At 71.8% G+C, this 19,886-nt stretch carries 19 protein-coding genes and 1 other RNA gene; 12 read left to right on the forward strand and 8 right to left on the reverse strand.

The window, feature by feature from the left end; genetic code table 11:
- Positions 1–215 precede the first annotated feature (215 nt).
- The 6 genes from CcI49_RS43015 to rnpB form a co-directional block, all read right to left on the reverse strand.
- The gene (locus CcI49_RS43015; RefSeq protein ID WP_083749258.1) at positions 216–746 is read right to left on the reverse strand and encodes a hypothetical protein; all 531 of its coding nucleotides are present in this window, start codon (positions 744–746) and stop codon (positions 216–218) included.
- On the reverse strand, positions 686–1,324 hold the full coding sequence (locus tag CcI49_RS43020; protein ID WP_158230690.1) for a hypothetical protein: 639 nt from the start codon (positions 1,322–1,324) through the stop codon (positions 686–688). The genes CcI49_RS43015 and CcI49_RS43020 overlap by 61 nt, the downstream gene beginning before the upstream one ends.
- Positions 1,321–1,923 (reverse strand): SigE family RNA polymerase sigma factor, encoded by a 603-nt coding sequence (locus CcI49_RS02635; protein ID WP_054565843.1) that lies wholly within the window; start codon positions 1,921–1,923, stop codon positions 1,321–1,323. Before CcI49_RS02635 ends, CcI49_RS43020 begins: the two co-directional genes overlap by 4 nt.
- A gap of 285 nt (positions 1,924–2,208) precedes the next feature.
- A complete protein-coding gene (locus CcI49_RS02640) occupies positions 2,209–2,610 on the reverse strand; it encodes a hypothetical protein (protein ID WP_076823947.1) in 402 nt (133 codons plus the stop codon).
- A 50-nt stretch (positions 2,611–2,660) separates the two neighbouring features.
- On the reverse strand, positions 2,661–3,296 hold the full coding sequence (locus CcI49_RS02645; RefSeq protein WP_083749260.1) for a toll/interleukin-1 receptor domain-containing protein: 636 nt from the start codon (positions 3,294–3,296) through the stop codon (positions 2,661–2,663).
- A gap of 93 nt (positions 3,297–3,389) precedes the next feature.
- Positions 3,390–3,803, reverse strand: an RNA gene (gene rnpB, locus CcI49_RS02650) — RNase P RNA component class A.
- A gap of 118 nt (positions 3,804–3,921) precedes the next feature.
- Here rnpB and CcI49_RS02655 point away from each other — a divergent pair.
- Positions 3,922–4,392, forward strand: a complete 471-nt coding sequence (locus tag CcI49_RS02655; RefSeq protein ID WP_054565845.1) for a lipopolysaccharide assembly protein LapA domain-containing protein — start codon at positions 3,922–3,924, stop codon at positions 4,390–4,392.
- Between the two features lie 335 nt (positions 4,393–4,727).
- Here the strand turns inward: CcI49_RS02655 and CcI49_RS02660 are convergent, their stop codons facing one another.
- Together CcI49_RS02660 and CcI49_RS02665 are read right to left on the reverse strand one after the other, a co-directional pair.
- Positions 4,728–5,375, reverse strand: coding sequence for an MBL fold metallo-hydrolase (locus CcI49_RS02660; RefSeq protein WP_076823951.1), 648 nt, complete (start codon positions 5,373–5,375; stop codon positions 4,728–4,730).
- A gap of 183 nt (positions 5,376–5,558) precedes the next feature.
- On the reverse strand, positions 5,559–6,659 hold the full coding sequence (locus CcI49_RS02665) for an S-(hydroxymethyl)mycothiol dehydrogenase (RefSeq protein ID WP_054565847.1): 1,101 nt from the start codon (positions 6,657–6,659) through the stop codon (positions 5,559–5,561).
- 717 nt (positions 6,660–7,376) lie between these two features.
- Here CcI49_RS02665 and CcI49_RS02675 point away from each other — a divergent pair.
- The 11 genes from CcI49_RS02675 to CcI49_RS02725 all read left to right on the forward strand — a co-directional run bounded on the left by CcI49_RS02675 (position 7,377) and on the right by CcI49_RS02725 (position 19,798).
- Positions 7,377–8,363 (forward strand): AAA family ATPase, encoded by a 987-nt coding sequence (locus CcI49_RS02675; protein ID WP_006540347.1) that lies wholly within the window; start codon positions 7,377–7,379, stop codon positions 8,361–8,363.
- Between the two features lie 234 nt (positions 8,364–8,597).
- Positions 8,598–9,287, forward strand: a complete 690-nt coding sequence (locus CcI49_RS02680) for a Zn-dependent membrane protease (protein ID WP_054565848.1) — start codon at positions 8,598–8,600, stop codon at positions 9,285–9,287.
- A gap of 107 nt (positions 9,288–9,394) precedes the next feature.
- Positions 9,395–10,432: a ScpA family protein gene (locus tag CcI49_RS02685; protein WP_241839862.1), complete on the forward strand. Its 1,038-nt coding sequence runs from the start codon at positions 9,395–9,397 to the stop codon at positions 10,430–10,432.
- The gene (gene scpB, locus CcI49_RS02690) at positions 10,429–11,040 is read left to right on the forward strand and encodes an SMC-Scp complex subunit ScpB (RefSeq protein ID WP_076823953.1); all 612 of its coding nucleotides are present in this window, start codon (positions 10,429–10,431) and stop codon (positions 11,038–11,040) included. Before CcI49_RS02685 ends, scpB begins: the two co-directional genes overlap by 4 nt.
- Positions 11,037–11,927, forward strand: coding sequence for a pseudouridine synthase (locus CcI49_RS02695; protein ID WP_241839863.1), 891 nt, complete (start codon positions 11,037–11,039; stop codon positions 11,925–11,927). The genes scpB and CcI49_RS02695 overlap by 4 nt, the downstream gene beginning before the upstream one ends.
- Positions 11,924–13,093 carry a prephenate dehydrogenase gene (locus CcI49_RS02700; RefSeq protein WP_083473127.1) on the forward strand — a complete coding sequence of 390 codons (1,170 nt, stop codon included), beginning with the start codon at positions 11,924–11,926 and terminating at the stop codon, positions 13,091–13,093. Before CcI49_RS02695 ends, CcI49_RS02700 begins: the two co-directional genes overlap by 4 nt.
- 158 nt (positions 13,094–13,251) lie before the next feature.
- The gene (gene cmk, locus CcI49_RS02705; protein ID WP_054565851.1) at positions 13,252–14,091 is read left to right on the forward strand and encodes a (d)CMP kinase; all 840 of its coding nucleotides are present in this window, start codon (positions 13,252–13,254) and stop codon (positions 14,089–14,091) included.
- The gene (locus tag CcI49_RS02710; protein WP_054565852.1) at positions 14,088–15,113 is read left to right on the forward strand and encodes a lysophospholipid acyltransferase family protein; all 1,026 of its coding nucleotides are present in this window, start codon (positions 14,088–14,090) and stop codon (positions 15,111–15,113) included. Before cmk ends, CcI49_RS02710 begins: the two co-directional genes overlap by 4 nt.
- Before the next feature lie 131 nt (positions 15,114–15,244).
- The gene (gene der, locus CcI49_RS02715) at positions 15,245–16,645 is read left to right on the forward strand and encodes a ribosome biogenesis GTPase Der (protein ID WP_054565853.1); all 1,401 of its coding nucleotides are present in this window, start codon (positions 15,245–15,247) and stop codon (positions 16,643–16,645) included.
- Positions 16,646–16,850: 205 nt separating this feature from the next.
- Positions 16,851–18,551: a hypothetical protein gene (locus CcI49_RS02720; RefSeq protein WP_131830972.1), complete on the forward strand. Its 1,701-nt coding sequence runs from the start codon at positions 16,851–16,853 to the stop codon at positions 18,549–18,551.
- Positions 18,552–18,664: 113 nt separating this feature from the next.
- Positions 18,665–19,798 carry a hypothetical protein gene (locus tag CcI49_RS02725; RefSeq protein WP_076823954.1) on the forward strand — a complete coding sequence of 378 codons (1,134 nt, stop codon included), beginning with the start codon at positions 18,665–18,667 and terminating at the stop codon, positions 19,796–19,798.
- Positions 19,799–19,886 lie beyond the last annotated feature (88 nt).

A 19,886-nucleotide genomic window follows, 5' to 3' on the forward strand; every position in this document is an offset into this window, starting at 1 on the left:
CCACGGCCTGTCCCAGCGGGACCTGGCGAGGCTGGTCGRCATCGCCCAGCCCGCGATCTCCCGCCTGGAACAGGCCGAACACCAGCCCTCACTCGAGACACTCGCGAAGCTGAGCCGCGCGGCCGGCCTCATCTTCCACCTGGAGGTCACCGACGGCGCGGTCGACGTCGTCGAGACCTGACCGGCCGGAGTCGATCCGTCTGTCCGGGGAGGCCTCACCCGTCGCTGGTGGGCGTGCCGACATCCGTCGCCGGTGCCATCCTCGGAGCGGACGTCAGGGGCGAGGGCAGGTGGGTCTCGGCGGCCTCCGGCCCGTTGCACGCCGGTCGCTGGCCGCAGGCGGCAGTCGTGGCGTGGGTAAGCAGTTTTCCGGTGGAGTCGTAGGCGTACAAGGTCAGCGGCGTCTGGTTCAGGGTCTGGAACTCGGCGACATCCGGGGTCGTGACCTGGATGAGGGTGATGAAGGCGCCGGTAGAGGGCTCGAAGGGGACGATCACGGCGTCCCCGGTCGGGAGCGCTGCGACGAGTTGGGCGACGTCCGGGGCGACCCGGCCGACGGCCCACCGCCGCGCGTTCCACGCGCCCAGCTGGCCGGACCCGTCCTCACCGGAGCTGAACACCTCGACGGGGCTCGCCGGCGGCCCGCTCAGGTCGTGCTGGCCGGGTGACCACAGAACAGGGCCGTTCAGACCGGCGAAGTCGGGGGCAAGGTCGTCCTCCGCCCGGTCTCGCTGTAGGCCCGGCACATCCCGCCACCACCGGCGTCCACGATCAGGACCTGCAGGCCCCACCGGCCGGCGACGGCGACCATCTGGCGCGGAGCGTCCGGCGGCAGCTGGGATTCGTACGGCGTGCCGCAGTGGGAGTCGACGATGCCCCGCTGGGCGGCGGTGAGGGCCAGCAACCGCGGGGTGTCCACGTAATGCAGCTGGACCGGCGGCCCGCCTGCGGCGGCCGGTACCTCGGTGGGGGTGGCGGCCGGCGCGGCGGGGTGGACGGGCGGAGAAGTGCGGACCGGCGCCGAGGAACGGCCCGGCGGTGAGGTGCGGACCACGCCGGGGGACCCGTCCGCGGGCCGGATCGTCGCCCGGCCCTCCGGTGGGCCACTGGTGAGGACACCCACCCCGACCAGGACGGCCGCGAGGACCGCGGCGCCGGCCGGGACGGCGACGGTGAGGCGACGGCGCCGCCGGCGGGCGGCGGGCCCCGCGGCCACCGCGGTCGGCACCAGCCCGGCAGGCAGTCGGACGTCCAGCTGGTTGGCCGCCGTGTGCAGCCAGCCGGCGATGGCGTCGTCGGAACTGGGTGGCGAGGTCTCGTTCATGGAAGCTCCTCCCGCCCGATGACGGGGCGTGCGACCCGGGACGGGCTCGGCGGGCCGGCTGGGCCAGGGAGGCCAGCGGGATCGGCGGGGCCGGTGCCGAGGCCGGTGACCGCGGGATGGGCACGCAGTTTGGCGAGGCCTTTCGCGGCCTGGCTTTTCACCGTGCCCGTCGAGCAGCGCAGCAGCGTGGCGACCTCGGCCTCGGGCCGGTCCTCGCAGTAGCGCAGCACGACGACGGCCCGTTGCCGCGGCGGCAGCGTGGCGAGCGCCGCGGCCAGCCCCACCCGGTCCTCCACGGCGGCGAGCTGCGACGACGGCTCCGCCCGCTCCGGCGGGACGTCGACGAGAACCTGGCGGACCCGCCGGCGGCGAAACCGACGGGCGTTCGCGTTGACCATCACCCGGCGGGCGTAGGCGTCGGGCCGGTCATGACCGCGGACCCGCGGCCAGACGACGAACATGCGCACCAGCGTCATCTGCGTCAGCTCCTCCGCCTCCCCGGCGTCGCCGGTCAGCAGAAAGGCGAACCGCAGCAGCCCGCCCGCCCGCGGCGCGAAATACGCCGTGAACCCGTCGCTGTCGCCCTCGTCTGTATGCAACCCGACCTCCCTGCCCTACAGAGGCCAGCAGACGACTCCCGGGTTGCCCGGCTTTCCGAACTTGCCCGAAGGCCCGGCCTCTCCTCCACCGTGAAGGAGAGGCCGATGGGTTCGTTACCGAACGGAAGGCCCTCCTCTCGAGGGCCTTCCACCTGACCTCAGCGAGATGGCGCGGTCGCCAACGGGCCGCCTGCGGCGTTCACAGCGCCGCGGTGAACGGCACGGCGAGTACCTGGCGCAGTGCCTCGGCGGGTTTGTCGGACTTGCCGTGCGAACTGGCCCTGATCAGGCGACCGGGATGTTGCTGATGATCAGCGGGTAGTCGCTGCGGTGGAAGTCGGTGATGGTGAGGGTGAGGGAGGTGACGGCGGGGCTGCCGTCATAGACGACCAGCTCGAACGGAATCGTCTGGCCGAGGGTGGGCGTGTTCTCCCACTCGCCCGGCGGATCGGGTGAGGTACCGGTCGGGGCCGTCAGCTTGTGGCCGTTCTGGTCCCGCAGTTCCCACCCCATAGAGGTGTGGGAGTTCGCTTCCGTGCGCAGGACGGTGCCCCGCACCGAGATCGCCGGCACGGGCGGATCCCACCAGCGCGGGAACGGCGCGGCGGTCGTTCGGCTCACCCCGGTGACCTCGTAGGTGTAGCCGATGGCCTGCACGGTCCACGGCCCGGGACCGTCGGCGTTCACGACGGTCGGGCCCGGTGTCGGCGCCGCGACGGTGGGCGAGGCGGGCGCCCTCAGCCCGGCCCGTGCGTCCTCGATACCGCGCCGGACGGCCGGCGCGACGTTGACCGCGACGACGACCAGGATCGTGACCGTGACGATCGCGACGGCCTCAGGTGCGCCGCCCGGCGGGCCTGCACCCGGCGCTCGGGCGGGAACAGCGGGCGCGGCCCGGAGGCGATGACCACAGGGAATCGCGGCTGTGCGGGTGGCTTGCCCCGCTCCCCGAGCGCGGCGGCGAGAATCCGGCGCCGTGACTCCTCCTTGCTCACCCCGAACAGATCCACGGAGATCACGGTGGAAAGCAGCCCTGGCCGCTTGCAGTCCTCGACCCGGAAGACCAGCAGGCCCCGGCGACGTCCCAGCGGGTCGCGCTGCCAGGCGGTGCGCATCTCCGCCGTCGCGAAGGACGACTTCATATAGCGGGCCGAGAGGATCACGACCGTGCGCGCGGCCTGTTGGAGGCCCTCATCCATCTTCTGGATGAAGTTGTTGCCCGGCTGGAAGTCCCATTTCTGGATGACGACGCTGTAGTTCGCATCCTCCAGCACCCAGGCGACCCACTCGGCCCAGTCCTCGTCGGCACCGGTGTAGGAGATGAAGAAGTCCGGGCTCGCGCCGGCTCTCTCCGCGGTGCCCAAGTGGGTCATGCCGGCAGTATTGCAGTCACTGTCTGACAGCGGAGCGCGTGTCCACGCGCAGCGTGGACGGCTGAACCCTGCTGCAGGTCAGTGGACGCGGGGCGGACGAGCTGGCCTGTACGCCGGGTTCTGTACCGGGTCGCCTTGCGGCTTGCCGGTGACGGTCATCCATCTAGGACCGCCGTTGCCGGTGGCCTCCAGCGGCCTACCCGCAGGCTCGGGCGGGCAGCCCTCGAACGCCTGCGCAGCCCTGACCGAATCCGGCCGGGGCCTCTTGGCCTTGCTCCAGGTGGGGTTTACCTAGCCGCCCGGGTCACCCCGGGCGCTGGTGCGCTCTTACCGCACCGTTTCACCCTTACCGGCTCCGTGCGGTGCCGGCGGTCTGTTTTCTGTGGCACTGTCCCGCGGGTCACCCCGGGTGGGCGTTACCCACCACCTCGCCCTGTGGAGCCCGGACGTTCCTCGGCGGCACCGGGGTCAGTGCCCCGCTGCCGACGCGACCGCCCGGCCAACTCGTCCGCGGGGCTCAGCATATGGCACCGGCCGTCCTAGACTGCGTCCACGGGTATCAGTGCCCGGAATGACGAACTCCTGCCGGCCTGGGCTGGCTGGACGCATCCGCAGGGGGCGGGCGATGACGGCACCACAACAGCCGGGTGGCGGCCTGGACAAGTCGCTGACGGCGGCCCCGGGGCAGCTCCCGCCGGCGACCGGGGCCCTGCCGGCCCAGCCGCAGCCCGGCCCGTCGGGCCCCGCCGGCGCAACCGGTGCACCGGGCACGCCGGGTGCACCGCCGGCACCGGGTTCGCCGGGCACCGGGCCTGGCGGGGGTGCTCGGGCGGCCCGGCGGGGGGTCGCCTACTCGACCTACGCGATCACGGTGCTGGTGCTGCTGATCGCGATCGCGGTGATCCTGTTCGTGGTGAAGAACGACCAGCAGATGAGCATCTGGATCTTCGGTTCCACGCAGGTCATGTCCGTCGCCGGCGCGCTGGCCGCGGCCGCCGCGGCGGGGCTGGTGGTGGGCCTGCTGATCGGGGTGATCCCGCAGATCAGGCTGCGCCGGCAGCTACGTCAGCTGCGCCGGGACAACCGCACCAGCTGACCGGCGACACTGCTGCGCGTTCCCGTGGCGGCGCCGATGGCTCCGCCACGGGGATCGGCGTGGTTGTCCCGCGAGATCCCGCCTCGGTGCGGCCGGCTCGATGCTGCCGTTCGAAGAGTGAAGGCTTCTGGTTGTTCTGGCGACCAGAATCCATCACTCTTGTCAGGTAGCGACGTCGGTCGCGGCCCTCGGGGCCCGGATCCGGCGCTCCTCGGGATTCTGCGACAACCTCAGCCCCGACACGCGGCGAGCATCGGAAATCCCCAGCGCCAATTCACGACCGGCGCACCGGCGCGCCAGCGCACCGGTGCTCAGTTGAACTGAACCCGAAGGATTCAGTGACCGCGGCGCACCCAGTCGTCATAGTCGACCGCTTCCTCGCCGATCGTGGTGTCATCGCCGTGGCCGGTGTGCACGATGGTTTCCGAGGGAAGGGTGAGCAGCTTTCCGCGGATGGAGGAGAGAATCGTCGGGAAGTCGGAGAAGGATCGCCCGGTCGCGCCCGGTCCGCCGCGGAACAACGTGTCGCCGCTGAACAGCACCGGGTCGCCGCCCAGCTCACCGAACAGGCAGATCCCGCCGGGGGAGTGACCGGGAGTGTGCAGCACGCGCAGCGTGCCGCCCGCGATCGGGATGGCCTGGCCGTCCCGCAGCGGCTGGTCGGCCGGGCGTTCCGGGTAGATGTGGCTCCACAGCTCCGTGTCGTCCGGATGCAGGGCGATCGGTGCGCGCACCCGGTCCGACAGCTCCGCGGCCGCGTTGATGTGGTCGTTGTGACCGTGCGTCGCGACGATCAGTGACACCTTGCGCCCGTCGACGGCCGCCTCGATGACGGCCGGGTCGTGCGCCGCGTCAATGATGATCACGGTGCGGTCGTCGCCGACGAGCCACACGTTGTTGTCGACGGTGAACGACTGTCCGTCGAGGGTGAAATCCCCTCGGGTGATGACTCTGTCGACGCGCTGGACGCCGTTGACCGTCACGTTGACTCCTCTCGGCGCCGGCCCCCGTCCGGTACCGGCAGACCCCGACCGACCGTACCCGTCCGATCGTCGGCGCGACGTCCCGCCGGCCGGCCACACCCGTCCGGCTTCACCGGAACCGGGCATAACGCCCAAGGTTGGACGGAGCGCAAGTCACGGGTCGCGGGACGGCGGCGGGGTGGGTCAGATCAGGACGACGCTGCGCAGCACCTCGCCGCGGTGCATGCGCTCGAACGCGGCCTCCACATCGCCGATGCCGATGGTCTCGGTGATGAACGCGGACAGGTCGAGCCGGCCGCGGCGGTGCAGGTCGATGATGATGGGGAAGTCCCGGGTCGGCAGGCAGTCCCCGTACCAGGACGAGGACAGCGACCCGCCGCGGCTGAACACCTCGATGAGTGGCAGCTCGAGGGTCATCGACGGGTCCGGCACACCGACGAGCACGAGGCGGCCGGCGAGGTCGCGGGAGAAGAAGGCCTGCCGGTACGTCTCGGGACGTCCGACCGCCTCGATGACGACGTCCGCCCCGTTGCCGTCCGTCAGCGCGCGCACGGCCTCGACCGGGTCCTGCGTGCTGGAGTTCACGACGTCGGTGGCACCGAACTTCCGGGCCCATTCCAGCTTGCGGTCGCTCAGGTCGATCGCGATGATCCGGCGGGCGCCCGCCACCGAGGCGCCGGCGATGGCCGCGTTGCCGACCCCGCCGCACCCGAACACGGCGACGGTCTCGCCGCGGCCGACCCGTCCGGTGTTCACCGCGGCGCCGAAGCCGGCCATCACCCCGCAGCCGATCAGGCCCGCGGCCTGCGGCGGGACGGCCGGGTCGACCTTGACGCACTGCCCGGCCGCGACCAGCGTCAGCGGGGCGAAGGCGCCGATGCCGAGGGCCGGCGTGAGCGGCGTGCCGTCCTGCAGGGTCATCGGGTTGACCGCGTTGCGGGAGTCGAAGCAGTACCAGGGCGCGCCGCGCAGACAGGACCGGCAGACCCCGCAGGGGGCCCGCCAGGCGAGCACGACGTAGTCGCCGGGGGCGACCGAGGTGACGCCTTCGCCGACGGCCTCGACCGTTCCGGCGGCCTCGTGCCCGAGCAGGAACGGATAGTCGTCGTTGATCGCGCCTTCCCGGTAGTGCAGGTCGGTGTGACACACGCCGCAGGCCTGTACCCGCACCCGGGCCTCGCCGGGCCCGGGAGCCGGCACGACGATCTTCGTCAGGCCTACCGGCTCACCCTTTCCTCCGGCGACGACCGCCTCCACCGTCACTGCCTGTGGGCCCTCGGCCATGGCACTCCTCTTTCCGTTCGCGCCGGTGATTCCGCCGCACCGATGCGGCGGCGCAGGCATCAGCCGGCGAACTCAGCCAACACCCGACCGTCGCCGTACCGCAATGTGCGCCAACGCGGAAGCCCGTGGACACGACCGAGTGGAGACGGCGGGTGAAGCGGCGACTAAATCACCGCGAAACGCGCCGGGTGGGCACCGAAGTTCGAGTCATGCATGCGAGATTGAGCGCGACACGCCGACTGGCGGGCCCCGAGACGGCCGATACCGGGTCCGGGTCGGTACGCTCCAACCGGTCCGTTTCTGCTCGTCACAGGAGGAGATCTCCGCCGAAGACGCAGTAACAGGCGACACACAGCAAGCCCGCAAGCCAGCGACAGCCCGCAAGCCAGCGACAGCCCGCAAGCCAGCGACAGCCCGCAAGCCAGCGACAGCCCGCAAGCCAGCGACAGCCCGCAAGCCAGCGACAGCCCGCAAGCCAGCGACAGCCCGCAAGCCAGCGACAGCCCGCAAGCCAGCGACAGCCCGCAAGCCAGCGACAGCCCGCAAGCCAGCGACAGCCCGCAAGCCAGTGACAACCCCGAAGCGGTGACGAACCGCCCCGAACGAGTGACACCCCGAACCTAGTTACACCCCGAACCTAGTGACGCCCCGATGCAGTGACCCACCCGAACGAGTGGCGCAGGGACTGTCCGAGCAGTCGTGAGGAGCAGGTACTTCGTGGTCCGTTCCGACTCCGCGGTCACCGGTCCGCCGGGCCGCCGCTACTACGGCGAGGTGACGGTCGGCGAACCTCGCCTGTCCGAGGACGGCCGCCTGGAGGTTGGCGAGGATATCGCCGACGACGGTACCGGCAAGCCGGGCCCCACCGGGCGCCCCATGCCCGTCTTCCCGGTGCCGGACGCACTGACCTCGCATGGCCCCGCATGGGTCGTCGCGATGTGTAACCAGAAGGGTGGCGTGGGGAAGACCACCAGCACGATCAATCTCGGCGCGGCGCTGGCCGAGTACGGCCGGCGGGTCCTGCTGGTCGACTTCGACCCGCAGGGCGCGCTCTCGGTGGGCCTGGGCATCAACCCGATGCAGTTCGAGGTCACGGTGCACGACCTCCTGCTGGGTGGCGACGTCGACATCCAGGACACGATCGTCGAGACCCAGGTGGAGAACCTCGATCTGCTGCCCAGCAACATCGACCTGTCGGCTGCCGAGGTGCTGCTGGTCACCGAGGTCGGCCGGGAGCACAGCCTGGCCCGCACCCTCGCCCCGATCATGGATGTGTACGACGTCATCCTGATCGACTGCCAGCCCTCGCTGGGCCTGCTCACCGTGAACGCGCTCACCGCCGCCGACGCCGTCATCGTCCCGCTGGAGTGTGAGTACTTCGCGCTCCGCGGCGTGGCGCTGCTTCTGCAGACCATCGACAAGGTGCGGGAGCGCCTCAACTCGCGGCTTGAGCTCGCCGGGATTCTGGCGACCATGTACGACGCCCGAACACTGCACGCCCGGGAGGTCCTCGCCCGGGTCGTGGAGCGTTTTCCCGACGAGGTCTTTCACACCGTGATCAACCGTACGGTGCGTTTTCCGGAGACGACCGTCGCGGGTGAACCAATCACCACCTATGCCCCCACATCGGTCGGCGCGGCCGGATACCGTCGACTGGCCCGAGAACTGATGGCTCGCTACGCGACGCCGCCAGCCGTCGGGTGATCCGATCGGTCGGTGACCGGCCCGCTGGGCCGGGCGCCGCACCACGGGACCGGCTGCCGCGTCACCTGGGCCGGCTGTTCGGGCCGCTGCCCGGGTGGTCGGCCACGGTGATGCCGCCGCCGGTCGGGTCGGGTGGTGAGCGGGCCGGGCGGTAGGCGGCACGGTCGCGGGGAGACGGGGCCCGGTCGGCGGGTCCTGCGACAGGGACAACCGATCGGGGACGGAAGAAACGCTGTGCTGTTTCAGCTCGCCGAGCCAGCGGCGCTGCTCGGCATCCTGCTTGCCTTCGTCGTCGGCGTCTTCGTGCACGACGCCGCGCAGATCTTCGCCGCCCGCCTCGCCCGGGACCCGCTGCCCGCGCGGTCCGGGAGGCTGACCGCACGGCTGGGAACCCAGCGGGTCAGCCCGTTCAGCTGGGTCGGTGTGCTGCTCAGCGGCGCCGGTTGGAGCGAACCGATCCGGATGAACGACGTCTGGCGCCGGCGTCGGTTCCACGTCACCGCCGCGTTGCTCGCCGGCCCGCTTGCCTACGCGCTGCTGGCCCTCGCGGCGCTGGGCGGCACCCGTGGGCTCACCGAGTTCGTGCTGATCGTCCAGGGTGATCGGGTGGCAGAGACCTTCGGTGCCAGCTTCGCGGTCGAACTGCTGATCTGGATGGCGTACACGTTCGCCTCGATGTGCATCCTCAGCCTGGTTCCCGTCCCGCCGGCCGACGGGGGGCGCATCCTGTTCCTGCTCGGGCCGCAGAGCGAGGGCTGGCGCAAGGCTCATTACCAGCTCACCGAGCGCAACATCGGCGTCGCGATCCTCCTCGCGGTGGTCCTTCTGCCGGTGCTCTTCGTGGGCTTCCCGTCCGTGCTCGGCCAGCTCACCCCGCCGCTGCTGCGCGGCCTGGGCTCGCTGATCGGGCTCGATCTGCCCTGAGCGAGGACGAGCCCCACACGGACCGGGCCGAGGCGACGGCACCGGCCGCAGGCACGGCGGCGGCATCAACGGCCACGGCGGCACCAAAGACTGTGGCACCAACGACTGTGGCGACCGGGGCTGCGGACGTCTCCGCGGTCTCGGGGGCCAGCGCGCGAGGGGGCCGCACCGAGCCGTTCGTGGTCGAGCTGGACAACTTCTCGGGGCCGTTCGACCTGTTGCTCTCGCTCATCGCCAAGCACCGGATGGACGTCACCGAGGTGGCGCTGTCGAAGGTGACCGACGAGTTCGTCGCGCATATCCGCCGCCTCGGCGACCGGTTCGACCTGGGGCAGGCCACCGAGTTCCTGGTGATCGCCGCGACCCTGCTCGACCTGAAGGCCGCCCGCCTGCTTCCCGGCGCGATCTCCGACGACGAGGCCGAGGACCTCGCCCTGCTGGAGGCGCGCGACCTGCTGTTCGCGCGGCTGCTGCAGTACAAGGCCTACAAGGAGGCCGCCTCGATCTTCAGCGCGATGATGGCGCTGGAAGCCAGGTTCGTCGCCCGGGCGGTGCCGCTGGAGCCGAGGTACGCCGCCGCGCTGCCCGAGGTCCAGATCAGCATCGGCCCCTCCGAGCTCGCGGCGCTCGCCGCCCGGCTGCGGGAGCCGCCGCTTCCGCCGCAGGTGGCCACCGACCACGTGCACCTGCCCAGGGTCAGCGTTCGCGAGCACATGATCGCCGTCATCGGGATGCTGCGTGAACTCGGTGTGGCCTCCTTCGGCGTGCTCTGCGTCGGGCTGCTGGAGACGATCGAGGTCGTCGCGCGCTTCCTGGCGCTGCTGGAGCTGTTCCGTGAGGGACGCATCACCTTCGAGCAGGAACGGCCGCTGGGTGAGCTCATCGTCCGCTGGGTGGCCCGCGCCGAGGATGAGGACCGTCCGGTCGGAGCATCGCTCTACCCTGGCGAGGCAGGGCAGGACGGGCCCGCCTTCGACCCGGGCCTGCCGGATCTGACGGCCGCGGCGCCAGCCGAATCCGGATCCGTGGCCGGCGACGGATCCGAGGCCGGCGACGACGGCGGAGACTGGGACGGTGACGACGACCTGGCCGGCCGTCGGAGAAGGCCGAGGAGGCCTCGAGGAGCGAGGAGAACCACGGAGTGAGCGGCGATCCCACCCCCGCGGGGGAGGCGGGGGCAACAGGCGCGACAGCCGTCGAAGAGGCGAGCCGCCCCTCGGACATCGCGCTGGTGGAGGCGGTCCTGATGGTGGCGGAACGGCCGGTGGGCGTCGCCGAGTTCGCCACCGCGCTCGACATCCCCGCCCGCCGGGTCGAGCAGCTTCTCGTCGAGCTGGCCGAGGCGTACAGGCGCGAGGAGCGCGGCTTCCGGTTGCGCCACGTCGGCAAGGGGTGGCGGCTCTACACCGCGGACGAGTGCGCGCCATGGGTGGAGCGTTTCGTGCTCGCGGGGCAGTCGGCGCGACTGTCGCAGGCCGCGCTGGAGACGCTCGCGATCGTCGCCTACCAGCAGCCGGTCAGCCGCGGGCGGATCTCGGCGGTGCGCGGCGTCTCGGCCGACGGGGTCATCCGCACCCTCACCGTGCGCAACCTGGTCGAGGAATGTGGCCATGACCACGAGTCGGGGGCCATCCTCTACCGGACCACCGACTACTTCCTCGAGCGGCTGGGCCTGCGCGACCTTGACGAGCTGCCCCCGCTCGCACCCCTGCTGCCCGGCGTCGCGGATATCGATGACATCGTGGCGTCATGAACGGCACCGTCTCCGACTCGAACGACCCGAACGACACCTCCGACCTCGCTGGTTCCGACCACGGCGGTTTTGACCTCGCCGACCCCGGCCGCGTCGCCTCCTCCGGTGCGGGCTCCGCCTCCGGTGGCTCCGGCCGGCCGGGCCCGAAGGCGGGGCCGGAGGCTGAGGGCATCCGGCTGCAGAAGGTGCTGGCCGCGGCCGGCATCGGGTCCCGCCGGGCCAGCGAGGAGATGATCGACGCCGGGCGGGTCCGGGTCGACGGTGAGGTCGTGCGTGAGCAGGGCCGCCGGGTCGACCCGGAGCGGGCGGTCATCGAGGTCGACGGCGAGCGGGTCGTCACCCGGACGGGGCTCGTGCACCTGGCGCTGCACAAGCCCCGCGGTGTGCTGTCGACGATGGCCGATGACCGGGGCCGGCCGACGATCGCCGACCTGCTCACCGAGTTCGGCACCAGGCTGTTCCACGTCGGCCGGCTGGATGCCGACAGCGAGGGCCTGCTGCTGGTGACCAACGACGGTGACCTCGCCCACCGCCTGATGCACCCCTCCTACGGTGTGCAGAAGACCTATCTGGTCGAGATCAGCGGCCCCGTCCGCAAGGACCTGCCCCGCCGGCTGCGCTCGGGGGTGGAGCTGGAGGACGGCCCGGTGAAGGTCGACTCCGCCAGGATCATCGACATGGCCGCCTCCCGGGTGATGATGGAGATCATCCTGCACGAGGGCCGTAACCACGTCGTGCGCCGGGTGATGGAGAGCGTGGGCCATCCGGTGCACCGGCTCGTCCGCGTCTCGTTCGGCCCGGTCGCGCTGGGTACCCTGCGGGCCGGCCGGGCCCGGCACCTCACCCGGCACGAGGTCGGTGCCCTCTACAAGGCGGCCGGTCTGTGACGTCCAACAGGTTCGCCGCGCCGTATGTGCGGCCCGGGGTCGACACGGCGGCGGCCGACCCCCCGGCCTGGGACGACCGGAACCTGCCCGAGCTGCGGCGGGTGGCCGTCGTCGGCTCCGGGCTGATCGGTACGAGCATCGGGCTGGCACTGTCCGCGCGCGGGATCGAGGTGTTCCTGCGGGACACCGACGAGGCGCAGGTCAAGCTGGCCGAGGCGATGGGCGCCGGCCGGCCGTGGCAGGGGGAGCGGGTCGACCACGCGGTGATCGCGACCCCGCTGCCGACCGTCGCCGCCCAGCTGCGGGAGCTGCAGCGGGGCGGCCTGGCCGCCACCGTCAGCGACGCCGGCAGTGTGAAGGCACGTCCGCTGGTGGAAGCCGTCCAGCTCGGCTGTGATCTCGGCAGCTGGTGCCCGGCGCACCCGATCGCCGGGCGGGAGCGGCACGGCGCCGTGTCGGCCCGTGCGGACCTGTTCGCCGAGCGGGTGTGGGCGATCTGCCCGGTCCCGCACACCGGTGCCGACGCCGTCGCCGCGACCGCGGCGCTGGCCCTCACCTGCGGAGCCATCCCGGTCCGGACGACACCTGAGCGCCACGACGCGACGATGGCGGTGCTCTCCCATGTGCCGCAGCTCGTCGCCAGCGTCCTCGCCGGGAGCCTGCTCGGGCTGGACTCCCACGACCTGCCGTTCGTCGGCCAGGGCTTCCGGGACACCACCCGTCTCGCCGACAGCGACGCGGCCCTGTGGGCGTCGATCATCGACGGCAACCGCGGCCCGATCGCGGAGCGGGTGCGCCTGCTCGGGCGGGAGTTCACCCACCTCGCCGACGTGCTCGCCGAAGGCACCCGGGAGGAGGTCGTCGCCGCCGTCTCGGGGGCGATGGGCCGCGGCCACCGGGGCCGGGCGCTGCTGCCCCGCAAGGCCGGTGCGAAGGCACTTCCGTGGGGGTGGGTCGGCGTCGTTCTCGACGACCGGCCGGGCCAGCTGGCGGCCCTGTTCGCCGTCATCGGCGAGTGGGAGGTCAACATCGAGGATGTCGGGCCGTTCGAACACAGCCTCGACGCGCCGGCCGGGATCGTGGAGATCGCCGTCGACCCGGCGGGTGCCGATGGCCTGGTCGAGCGGCTGACGGAGGCCGGATGGACGGCATACCGGCGCTCCTGACGGAGCAGCGAGTAGCCTGATCCGGGTCGGCCGCCCGGCAGGTGCCCGTAGGGACCATCGGCACGTGCACCGGGGACCTCGGTGTATGGAGTCGGTGCTGCCGGCCGGTTGCACAGAACATGCGGGTCGACAGACACGCGTCCGGACGGAGGAGACGGGTGAGCCCCGACGACGGGTCCGCTGCGCCGGGGGTTGCGACCACCGGCAGCCACGACGATGTTTTCGTGACGGAGGACCAGGAGACCACGCGGTCTTCGTCCTCGTCGCAGGCGGGAGCCGCCCCCGCGCCCGACCCCGCCCGGTCCGCCGCCGGCGGCCTCGTGGTCGCGGTGGACGGGCCCGGCGGCTCCGGGAAGAGCACCGTGTCCAGGCAGATCGCACGTCAGCTGCGGCTGCGGTACCTGGACACGGGTGCCATGTACCGGGCGATCACCCAGGTCGCGCTGGACCGGCGCATCGACATCGAGGACCCGGTCGCGGTCGCGGAGGTCGCCGAGCGCACCGTGCTCACGATCGGCACCGACCCGGACCAGTCGACGATCCACGTCGACGGCGTCAACCTCGACGAGCAGATCCGTACCCGGGCCGTCACCAACGCGGTGAGCGCGATCGCGGCCGTTCCCGCGGTGCGGGCACGGCTCGTCGCCCAGCAGCGAGAGATCATCGCCGAGTCGCTCGCCGCCGGCGGCATCGTGGTCGAGGGCCGCGACATCGGCTCGGTCGTCGCACCGGAAGCCCCGGTGAAGGTCTTCCTCACCGCGTCCACCGAGGTGCGCGCGCTGCGGCGGTCCCGCCAGCTGGGGGAGAAGGGCGTCGACGACGTGGCCCGCACCCTCGCCGAGCTCGACCGGCGGGACGCGCTCGACAGCTCCCGGACGGTCGACCCGCTGTCCATCCCGGAGGGCGCCATCGTGCTGGACTCCAGCACGCTGTCGGTCAGCGAGGTGGTGGACGAGGTCATGCGCCGCAGCGAGCACCTCCTGGCGCCGGCACCATGACCAGCCCGGACGCCATCACCAGCTCGGACGGCCCGGCCAGTTCGGCGGGCCCGGCCGGCCAGAGCGGCGCACCGGCGGTGAATGCCGCCGCCGTCGACACCAAAGGTGTGGGCGCGGTCGACACCAAAGGTGCGGGCGCCGTCGACACGGTGAGCGTGGCTGAGGAGACCCCGGAGGCGCCCGCGGCGCAGGTGGCGTTGGCGCGACCGGCTGAGCTGGCCGCCCAGCCCACCGCCTCGTCCTCGGGCACGTCCCCGGCCGCCACGGCCGCCGCGTCCCCAGCCGCCACGGCCGCGGCGTCCACGACAGCGAGCCGGGCCGGGGCCCGAGGCACGGCACCTGCGCACCGCGGCGCGGCGTCCAAGCCGTTCAACGACATCACGCACCGCGTGCTCAAGCCGCCGGTGCGCTGGGTGCTCAACCACCTCGTGATGAGTGTCACCCACGAGGGCTGGGAGAACATTCCCCGCGACGAGCCCCTGATCTTCGCCGGCAACCACAGCAGCTGGATGGACGGCCCGCTGGTCGTCATCGAGGCGCCGCGCACCGTGCGGTGCCTGGTGAAGTCCGAGATGTACAAGGGCATCGTGGGCTGGTGGCTGACGTTCGTCGGCCAGATCCCGGTGGACCGCGGCCGCCCGGACCGGGCCGCGCTGCACACCGCGCTGGACGAGCTCAGCCGCGGCGGCGCCATCGGCGTCTTCCCCGAGGGAACCCGCGGCAGCGGCGAGATGGCCGCCGTCCAGCACGGCATCGCCTACCTCGCGGTGCACGGGCGGTGCCGGGTGCTGCCGGTGGCCTGCATCAACACCGGGGACGCCCTGCCGAAGGGCGCGCGCTGGCCACGGCGTTCGGTGAAGTGCCGGGTCGTGTTCGGTGAGCCGTTCGCGGTGGAGGTGCCGGCGAACCCCCGGTCCCGGCGGGCACTCGCCGCCGTCGCGGAGGACATCCGGGTGCGCCTGGCGGACCATCTGACAACGGTGCGTGCCGGTGCGTCCGGGGAATCCGCGTCGGCGGAGTAAGTTCTACCGGATCGCTGTTTGTTCCGGGTGCGTCGGACGGGCCTGTCGTCCACGGAAGGGCAGCTCGTCAACCACCCACCGAGATGTCCAGCCCGAGCCGGATGTCCAGCCCGAGCCGGAGTGCAGCAGTCATGAACATCGAAGACCTCGCCGCCGAGACCCACGACGACCTCGCGGGCCGGGGCTCCTCGGCGTCGGGGCCGGCCGCCGGCGGGCAGCCGGTGCTCGCCGTCGTCGGGCGGCCGAACGTCGGCAAGTCGACGCTGGTCAACCGCATCCTCGGCCGCCGCGCCGCGGTCGTCGAGGACACTCCCGGCGTCACCCGCGACCGCGTCGCCTACGACGCGGTCTGGAACGGCCGCCGGTTCACCGTCGTCGACACCGGCGGCTGGGAGCCGGACGCCCGCGGCCTCGCCGCCAGGGTGGCCGAGCAGGCCCGGGCCGCCCTCGACACGGCCGACGGCGTGCTGTTCGTCATCGACACCACGGTCGGCGCGACCGACGCGGACGAGGCCGTCGCCAGGGTCCTGCACCGGTCGGGCCGGCCGGTCATCCTCGCGGCGAACAAGGTCGACGACGCGCGGACCGAGGCCGACGCGGCCGCGCTGTGGAGCCTGGGCCTGGGTGAGCCGTACCCCGTCTCCGCGCTGCATGGCCGCGGCAGCGGTGACCTGCTCGACGCGGTCCTCGCGGTGCTTCCCGAGGCGCCCAGGGAACGCTTCGTCGAGGAGGACGGCCCGCGGCGGGTGGCGCTGATCGGCCGGCCGAACGTCGGCAAGTCCAGTCTGCTCAACAAGATCGTCGGTTCCGAGCGCTCGCTGGTGCACGACGTCGCCGGCACCACCCGCGACCCGGTCGACGAACTCGTCACCGTCGGCGGCGAGACCTGGATGTTCATCGACACGGCCGGCCTGCGGCGGCGGGTGAAGGAGGCGTCCGGCGCGGAGTACTACTCCTCGCTGCGGACGGCGTCCGCGCTGGAGGCCGCCGAGGTCGCGATCGTGCTGCTCGCCGCCGACGAGCCCATCACCGAGCAGGACCAGCGGATCATCAGCATGGTCACCGAAGCCGGGCGGGCCCTCGTGCTGGCGTTCAACAAGTGGGACCTGCTCGACACCGAGCGCCGGCTCGACCTGGAGCAGGAGATCGTCCGGGACCTGGGCCGCGTCGCCTGGGCGCCCCGGGTGAACATCTCCGCCCGCACCGGCCGCGCCACGGACAAGCTCGCGCCGGCCCTGCACACCTCACTGGAATCCTGGGGCACCCGCATCCCGACCGGGCGTCTCAACGCCTGGCTCACCGAGATCGTCGCGGCGACGCCGCCGCCGTCACGGAGCGGCAAGATCCCCCGCGTGCTGTTCGCGACCCAGGCCGGGGTGCGCCCGCCACGCTTCGTCGTGTTCACCACCGGCTTCCTGGAGTCGGCGTACCGCCGGTTCCTGGAGCGCAAGCTGCGGGAGGACTTCGGCTTCGCCGGCACCCCGATCGAGATCTCGATCCGGGTCCGCGAACGCGCCGACCGCCGGGCCTGACGCCGACCTGTACCTTCGCGGCCAGGTCCGGGATCGGCTCGTTTCTTCTCCGACCTGCCTGCGTTCGGTTGGCTGATTCGGTGTGATGACGGCGCCTGTGGCGCGAACGCGAAGCCCGGCCACAGCCCCCTGGCCATCTTGGCTGCCTCGAACCGCTTGACTGCTGCTACTCTAGGTAACTAGTCAAGTGCGTAGAGGAGTTTCGATGACGGGTTCTGCAGCGTCCGTTCGTCGACCGGTCCCGGTTCGCGGCCGGCGGGCGACGGCCTGGCCCGATCATCAGCATGTGCCCGAGCTCGGCACCTGGCCGACCGCCCACGTGGCGGCCGACCAGGAGGCGCGGCGTGGCCCGACCGCGGCGGCGGACGGGCAGCGTCGATCGCCTGAGCTGGTGCCCGGAACCCTGTACCGGTTCGTGCAGGGCGTCGACGAGCGCCCCACGCCGATGTCGCCTGAGCAGCTTCAGAGCCTGCAGGACCCGTTCGCCGCCCGCCTGCTGGCTTCTGGCGTCTTTCCGATGACGCTGCCGGAGCTGCTCGGCGGCCTGACCGAGGCCAAGCTGCTGCTGCGGCAGCGGTCCTACGTCATGGGCGAGGCCGGGCAGATCCCGCCGGAGCAGGCCCGGCAGGCGAACCTGTTCCGGGACCTGCGCTACGTCGTGATCCGCTCCGACCACGGCGGCGAGGCTGACCTGCTGGTCAGCACCAGCGCGGTCGACCCGCCGGAGATCACCTTTCTGCAGGTCGCGGCCTGGGATGACGAGCACGGCCTGTTCAACTACTACATGCGCGTCGCTGGTAGCTGGGTGTGGGGCGGCGACTCGTACAGCGCGCTCGCCCCGGAATCTCGCGGTAGGGGGTGCTTCGACAGCCATGTCAACGGCAGCGTGGTGATGAAGGAGCTGCGCGCGCCCTGGCTGCACTGGAAGTCGATGAAGGCAGGGGTGCGGCTCGACGACGACGACCCACTGCGCACCGAGCCGCTGTTCCGCGACGCCGACGGTGCGGAGGACCTCGAGCTGCTCGTCCGCGCCTCGGTGAGCAGATGGACGCACGCTCGACTCGACCGGGTCGACCGGGCTGGGCAGATCGACCACCCGGACTGGCTGTTGCGCCACCTGTGTACCAGCACGACCGTGAACCTCGCGAGCTCCGACCAGGAGAGCCGGGTGCTCGCCGCGTCGCAGGACGAGAACGACCGGCTTGTCGTCCCGACCAGCTTCTGGCTCGACGTCGACCTGTTGCTGAACACCCTGGAGATCCCGGCGAACATCGACCCGGTGGCTGTGCCGGTGGCGCTGTACGCAGCCGGTCTGCACAAGTACGACTACGCGCTGGTCGAGGGGGACTTCCGCCAGCCCGGCGACACCCACTTCGCGTTCTGCGTGCCGGAGCCGGCGTTCGAGGACACTGAGGTGGTCAGGCAGATGGTGAGACGTGGGCTGCTCACACCACGCCTGGTGGCCTGCGTGGCGATGGTGGACTTCCCGAACCCTGTGTTCAGCGATGCCCGGGAACGGCTGCTCGAGTACGTACCGGACGGCCCTTTGGAGCTGCCGGCCGGCGTGCCGGGCCGGTTGGCAGCGGAGTTCGCCGCTGCGATCCTCGCCGTCGCCGAGAAGACTCCTGACGGCAGCCCGGAGCGGGAGTTCGCCGCGAACTGGCAACTCGGCGACAGCGGTTGGCAGGATGCCTTCGCCACCCGCCTGGAGGACTACATGAAGGCGGTCGCCGCGCAGGCTGCCATGCCAGCCGGGTTCGATGCCTACGTCCGGCTGGCGGAATCCCGGCGGAACCGGTTTCGGGCGATGCGCCTCGCCGAGTTCACCCTCACCCTGCCGACAACCAACATCCCGCGAGGCGCTCCGCCGCTGCGGATGACCGCTGGCGGCGCCGTGACCGCATGACCGCCGCGGCCACCTGAGTGCGCGGTGATCTGCGGCTGCCGCGGCGATGGAGCGATCACCTTGTCGGGCGGCCCGGCGCCAGCCGGGCGGCGGGCCCGTCGAGAGGAGCTGTAATGACGGTACTGAAGCAGTTCGATCCACCTGGGCACCTGACCGACCTCGACGCGAACGGCAGGGCGGTGTGGAGCAGTTTCATCTCGGAGCAGTTCGACGCGTCCGCCGCCGGCCGGCGTGACCACCTCAACGACGCCCCGCGGGCCCGCTTCTACAACCCGACCAGGGTCGACACCGCCCCCGACGCGCAGACCAGTGACATCAGCTGGATCGCGTTCCCACGTAACATCAAGGTCAACTCGGTAGCGGACGTCCAGCGTTGGCGGCGCGCCGACGCCTCGCGCGACGTGCAGGACGAGTACTGCGAGTGGAGCGTCACCCGAAACGAGCAGGGCCAGATCACCCGGGTGGACTTCACCTGCGAGGGCCCGGAGTACTGGGAGGTGCTCGCCCAGCTGGACCCGGCCAGGGTCGTCCGGCTCTACCAGGAGTTCGTCAGCCCCAAGGTGAGCCAGGGCGACCTGTTCGACGCCTCCGGCAACTATGTGCGGCGCAATCCCTGGAACACCGGAACCGTCCAGGGGGCGATGCACCTGGTCCAAGGGGCGAACACGCTCTCCGCCGAGATCGAGCTCGCCGCCGCCGCGACCATCGTCCGCGTGGTCAACGACACCGAGCTCACCAGCGAGCAGGAGCTGATCAAGTGCTCGCAGTACGGTGACGCCACCCGCAACAGCGACCCGCACATAGGCGGGGTGGTCAACGGCCTGGCCCGCCTCGACGCCGACATCACCCTCGCCAACCCGGTCGGGCTGTACTTCGACGACCTGTCGACGGCGGGCTGGGAGAGTCCGGACGGCTCCGACCCGAAGCGGTTCTGGACCTACACCCGCGGCGAGGAGGGCCACCCGGTGCGCGCGGCTTTCGAGGTGCCGGCAAGCGAGAACTTCACCGTCAGTGACATTCGCGTCGGCGGCCAGCCGATCCGCTTCGGCGCGCAGATCGCCGATTTCATCAGCATCAGGCTGACCGGGGTCGCGTGCCGGATCGGGAAGAGCCGGGTGGCGCCGATGCCCTGTGTCGCGCCCACTCTGGACGTGACCGGTGCGCCGGTGACGCCCGCCCCTGTCGTCGCCGCCGGTCCGTCACCCTCCGCTGCGATCCGTGACATGGACGTCATCGCCACCCGCTGACACCGGGCGGCCACGTGCCGAACTGCATGTGCGAGTCGATGTCCTCCGCGTGCACCGGCCTGACCACCCCGGCCCCGCCGGTCGAGCC

The sequence above is a fragment of the Frankia sp. CcI49 genome, from assembly GCF_001983215.1.
Taxonomy (GTDB): Bacteria; Actinomycetota; Actinomycetes; order Frankiales; family Frankiaceae; genus Parafrankia; species Parafrankia irregularis.

What these genes read in the sequence shown, in the direction of transcription:
- CcI49_RS02710 (WP_054565852.1), top strand. Translation starts at nt 14,088, where the DNA reads ATGACCAGCCCGGACGCCATCACCAGCTCGGACGGCCCGGCCAGTTCG.
- CcI49_RS02655 (WP_054565845.1), top strand. Translation starts at nt 3,922, where the DNA reads ATGACGGCACCACAACAGCCGGGTGGCGGCCTGGACAAGTCGCTGACG.
- der (WP_054565853.1), top strand. Translation starts at nt 15,245, where the DNA reads ATGAACATCGAAGACCTCGCCGCCGAGACCCACGACGACCTCGCGGGC.
- CcI49_RS43020 (WP_158230690.1), bottom strand. Translation starts at nt 1,324, where the DNA reads ATGAACGAGACCTCGCCACCCAGTTCCGACGACGCCATCGCCGGCTGG.
- CcI49_RS02695 (WP_241839863.1), top strand. Translation starts at nt 11,037, where the DNA reads ATGAACGGCACCGTCTCCGACTCGAACGACCCGAACGACACCTCCGAC.
- CcI49_RS02645 (WP_083749260.1), bottom strand. Translation starts at nt 3,296, where the DNA reads ATGACCCACTTGGGCACCGCGGAGAGAGCCGGCGCGAGCCCGGACTTC.
- CcI49_RS02720 (WP_131830972.1), top strand. Translation starts at nt 16,851, where the DNA reads ATGACGGGTTCTGCAGCGTCCGTTCGTCGACCGGTCCCGGTTCGCGGC.
- CcI49_RS02725 (WP_076823954.1), top strand. Translation starts at nt 18,665, where the DNA reads ATGACGGTACTGAAGCAGTTCGATCCACCTGGGCACCTGACCGACCTC.
- CcI49_RS02665 (WP_054565847.1), bottom strand. Translation starts at nt 6,659, where the DNA reads ATGGCCGAGGGCCCACAGGCAGTGACGGTGGAGGCGGTCGTCGCCGGA.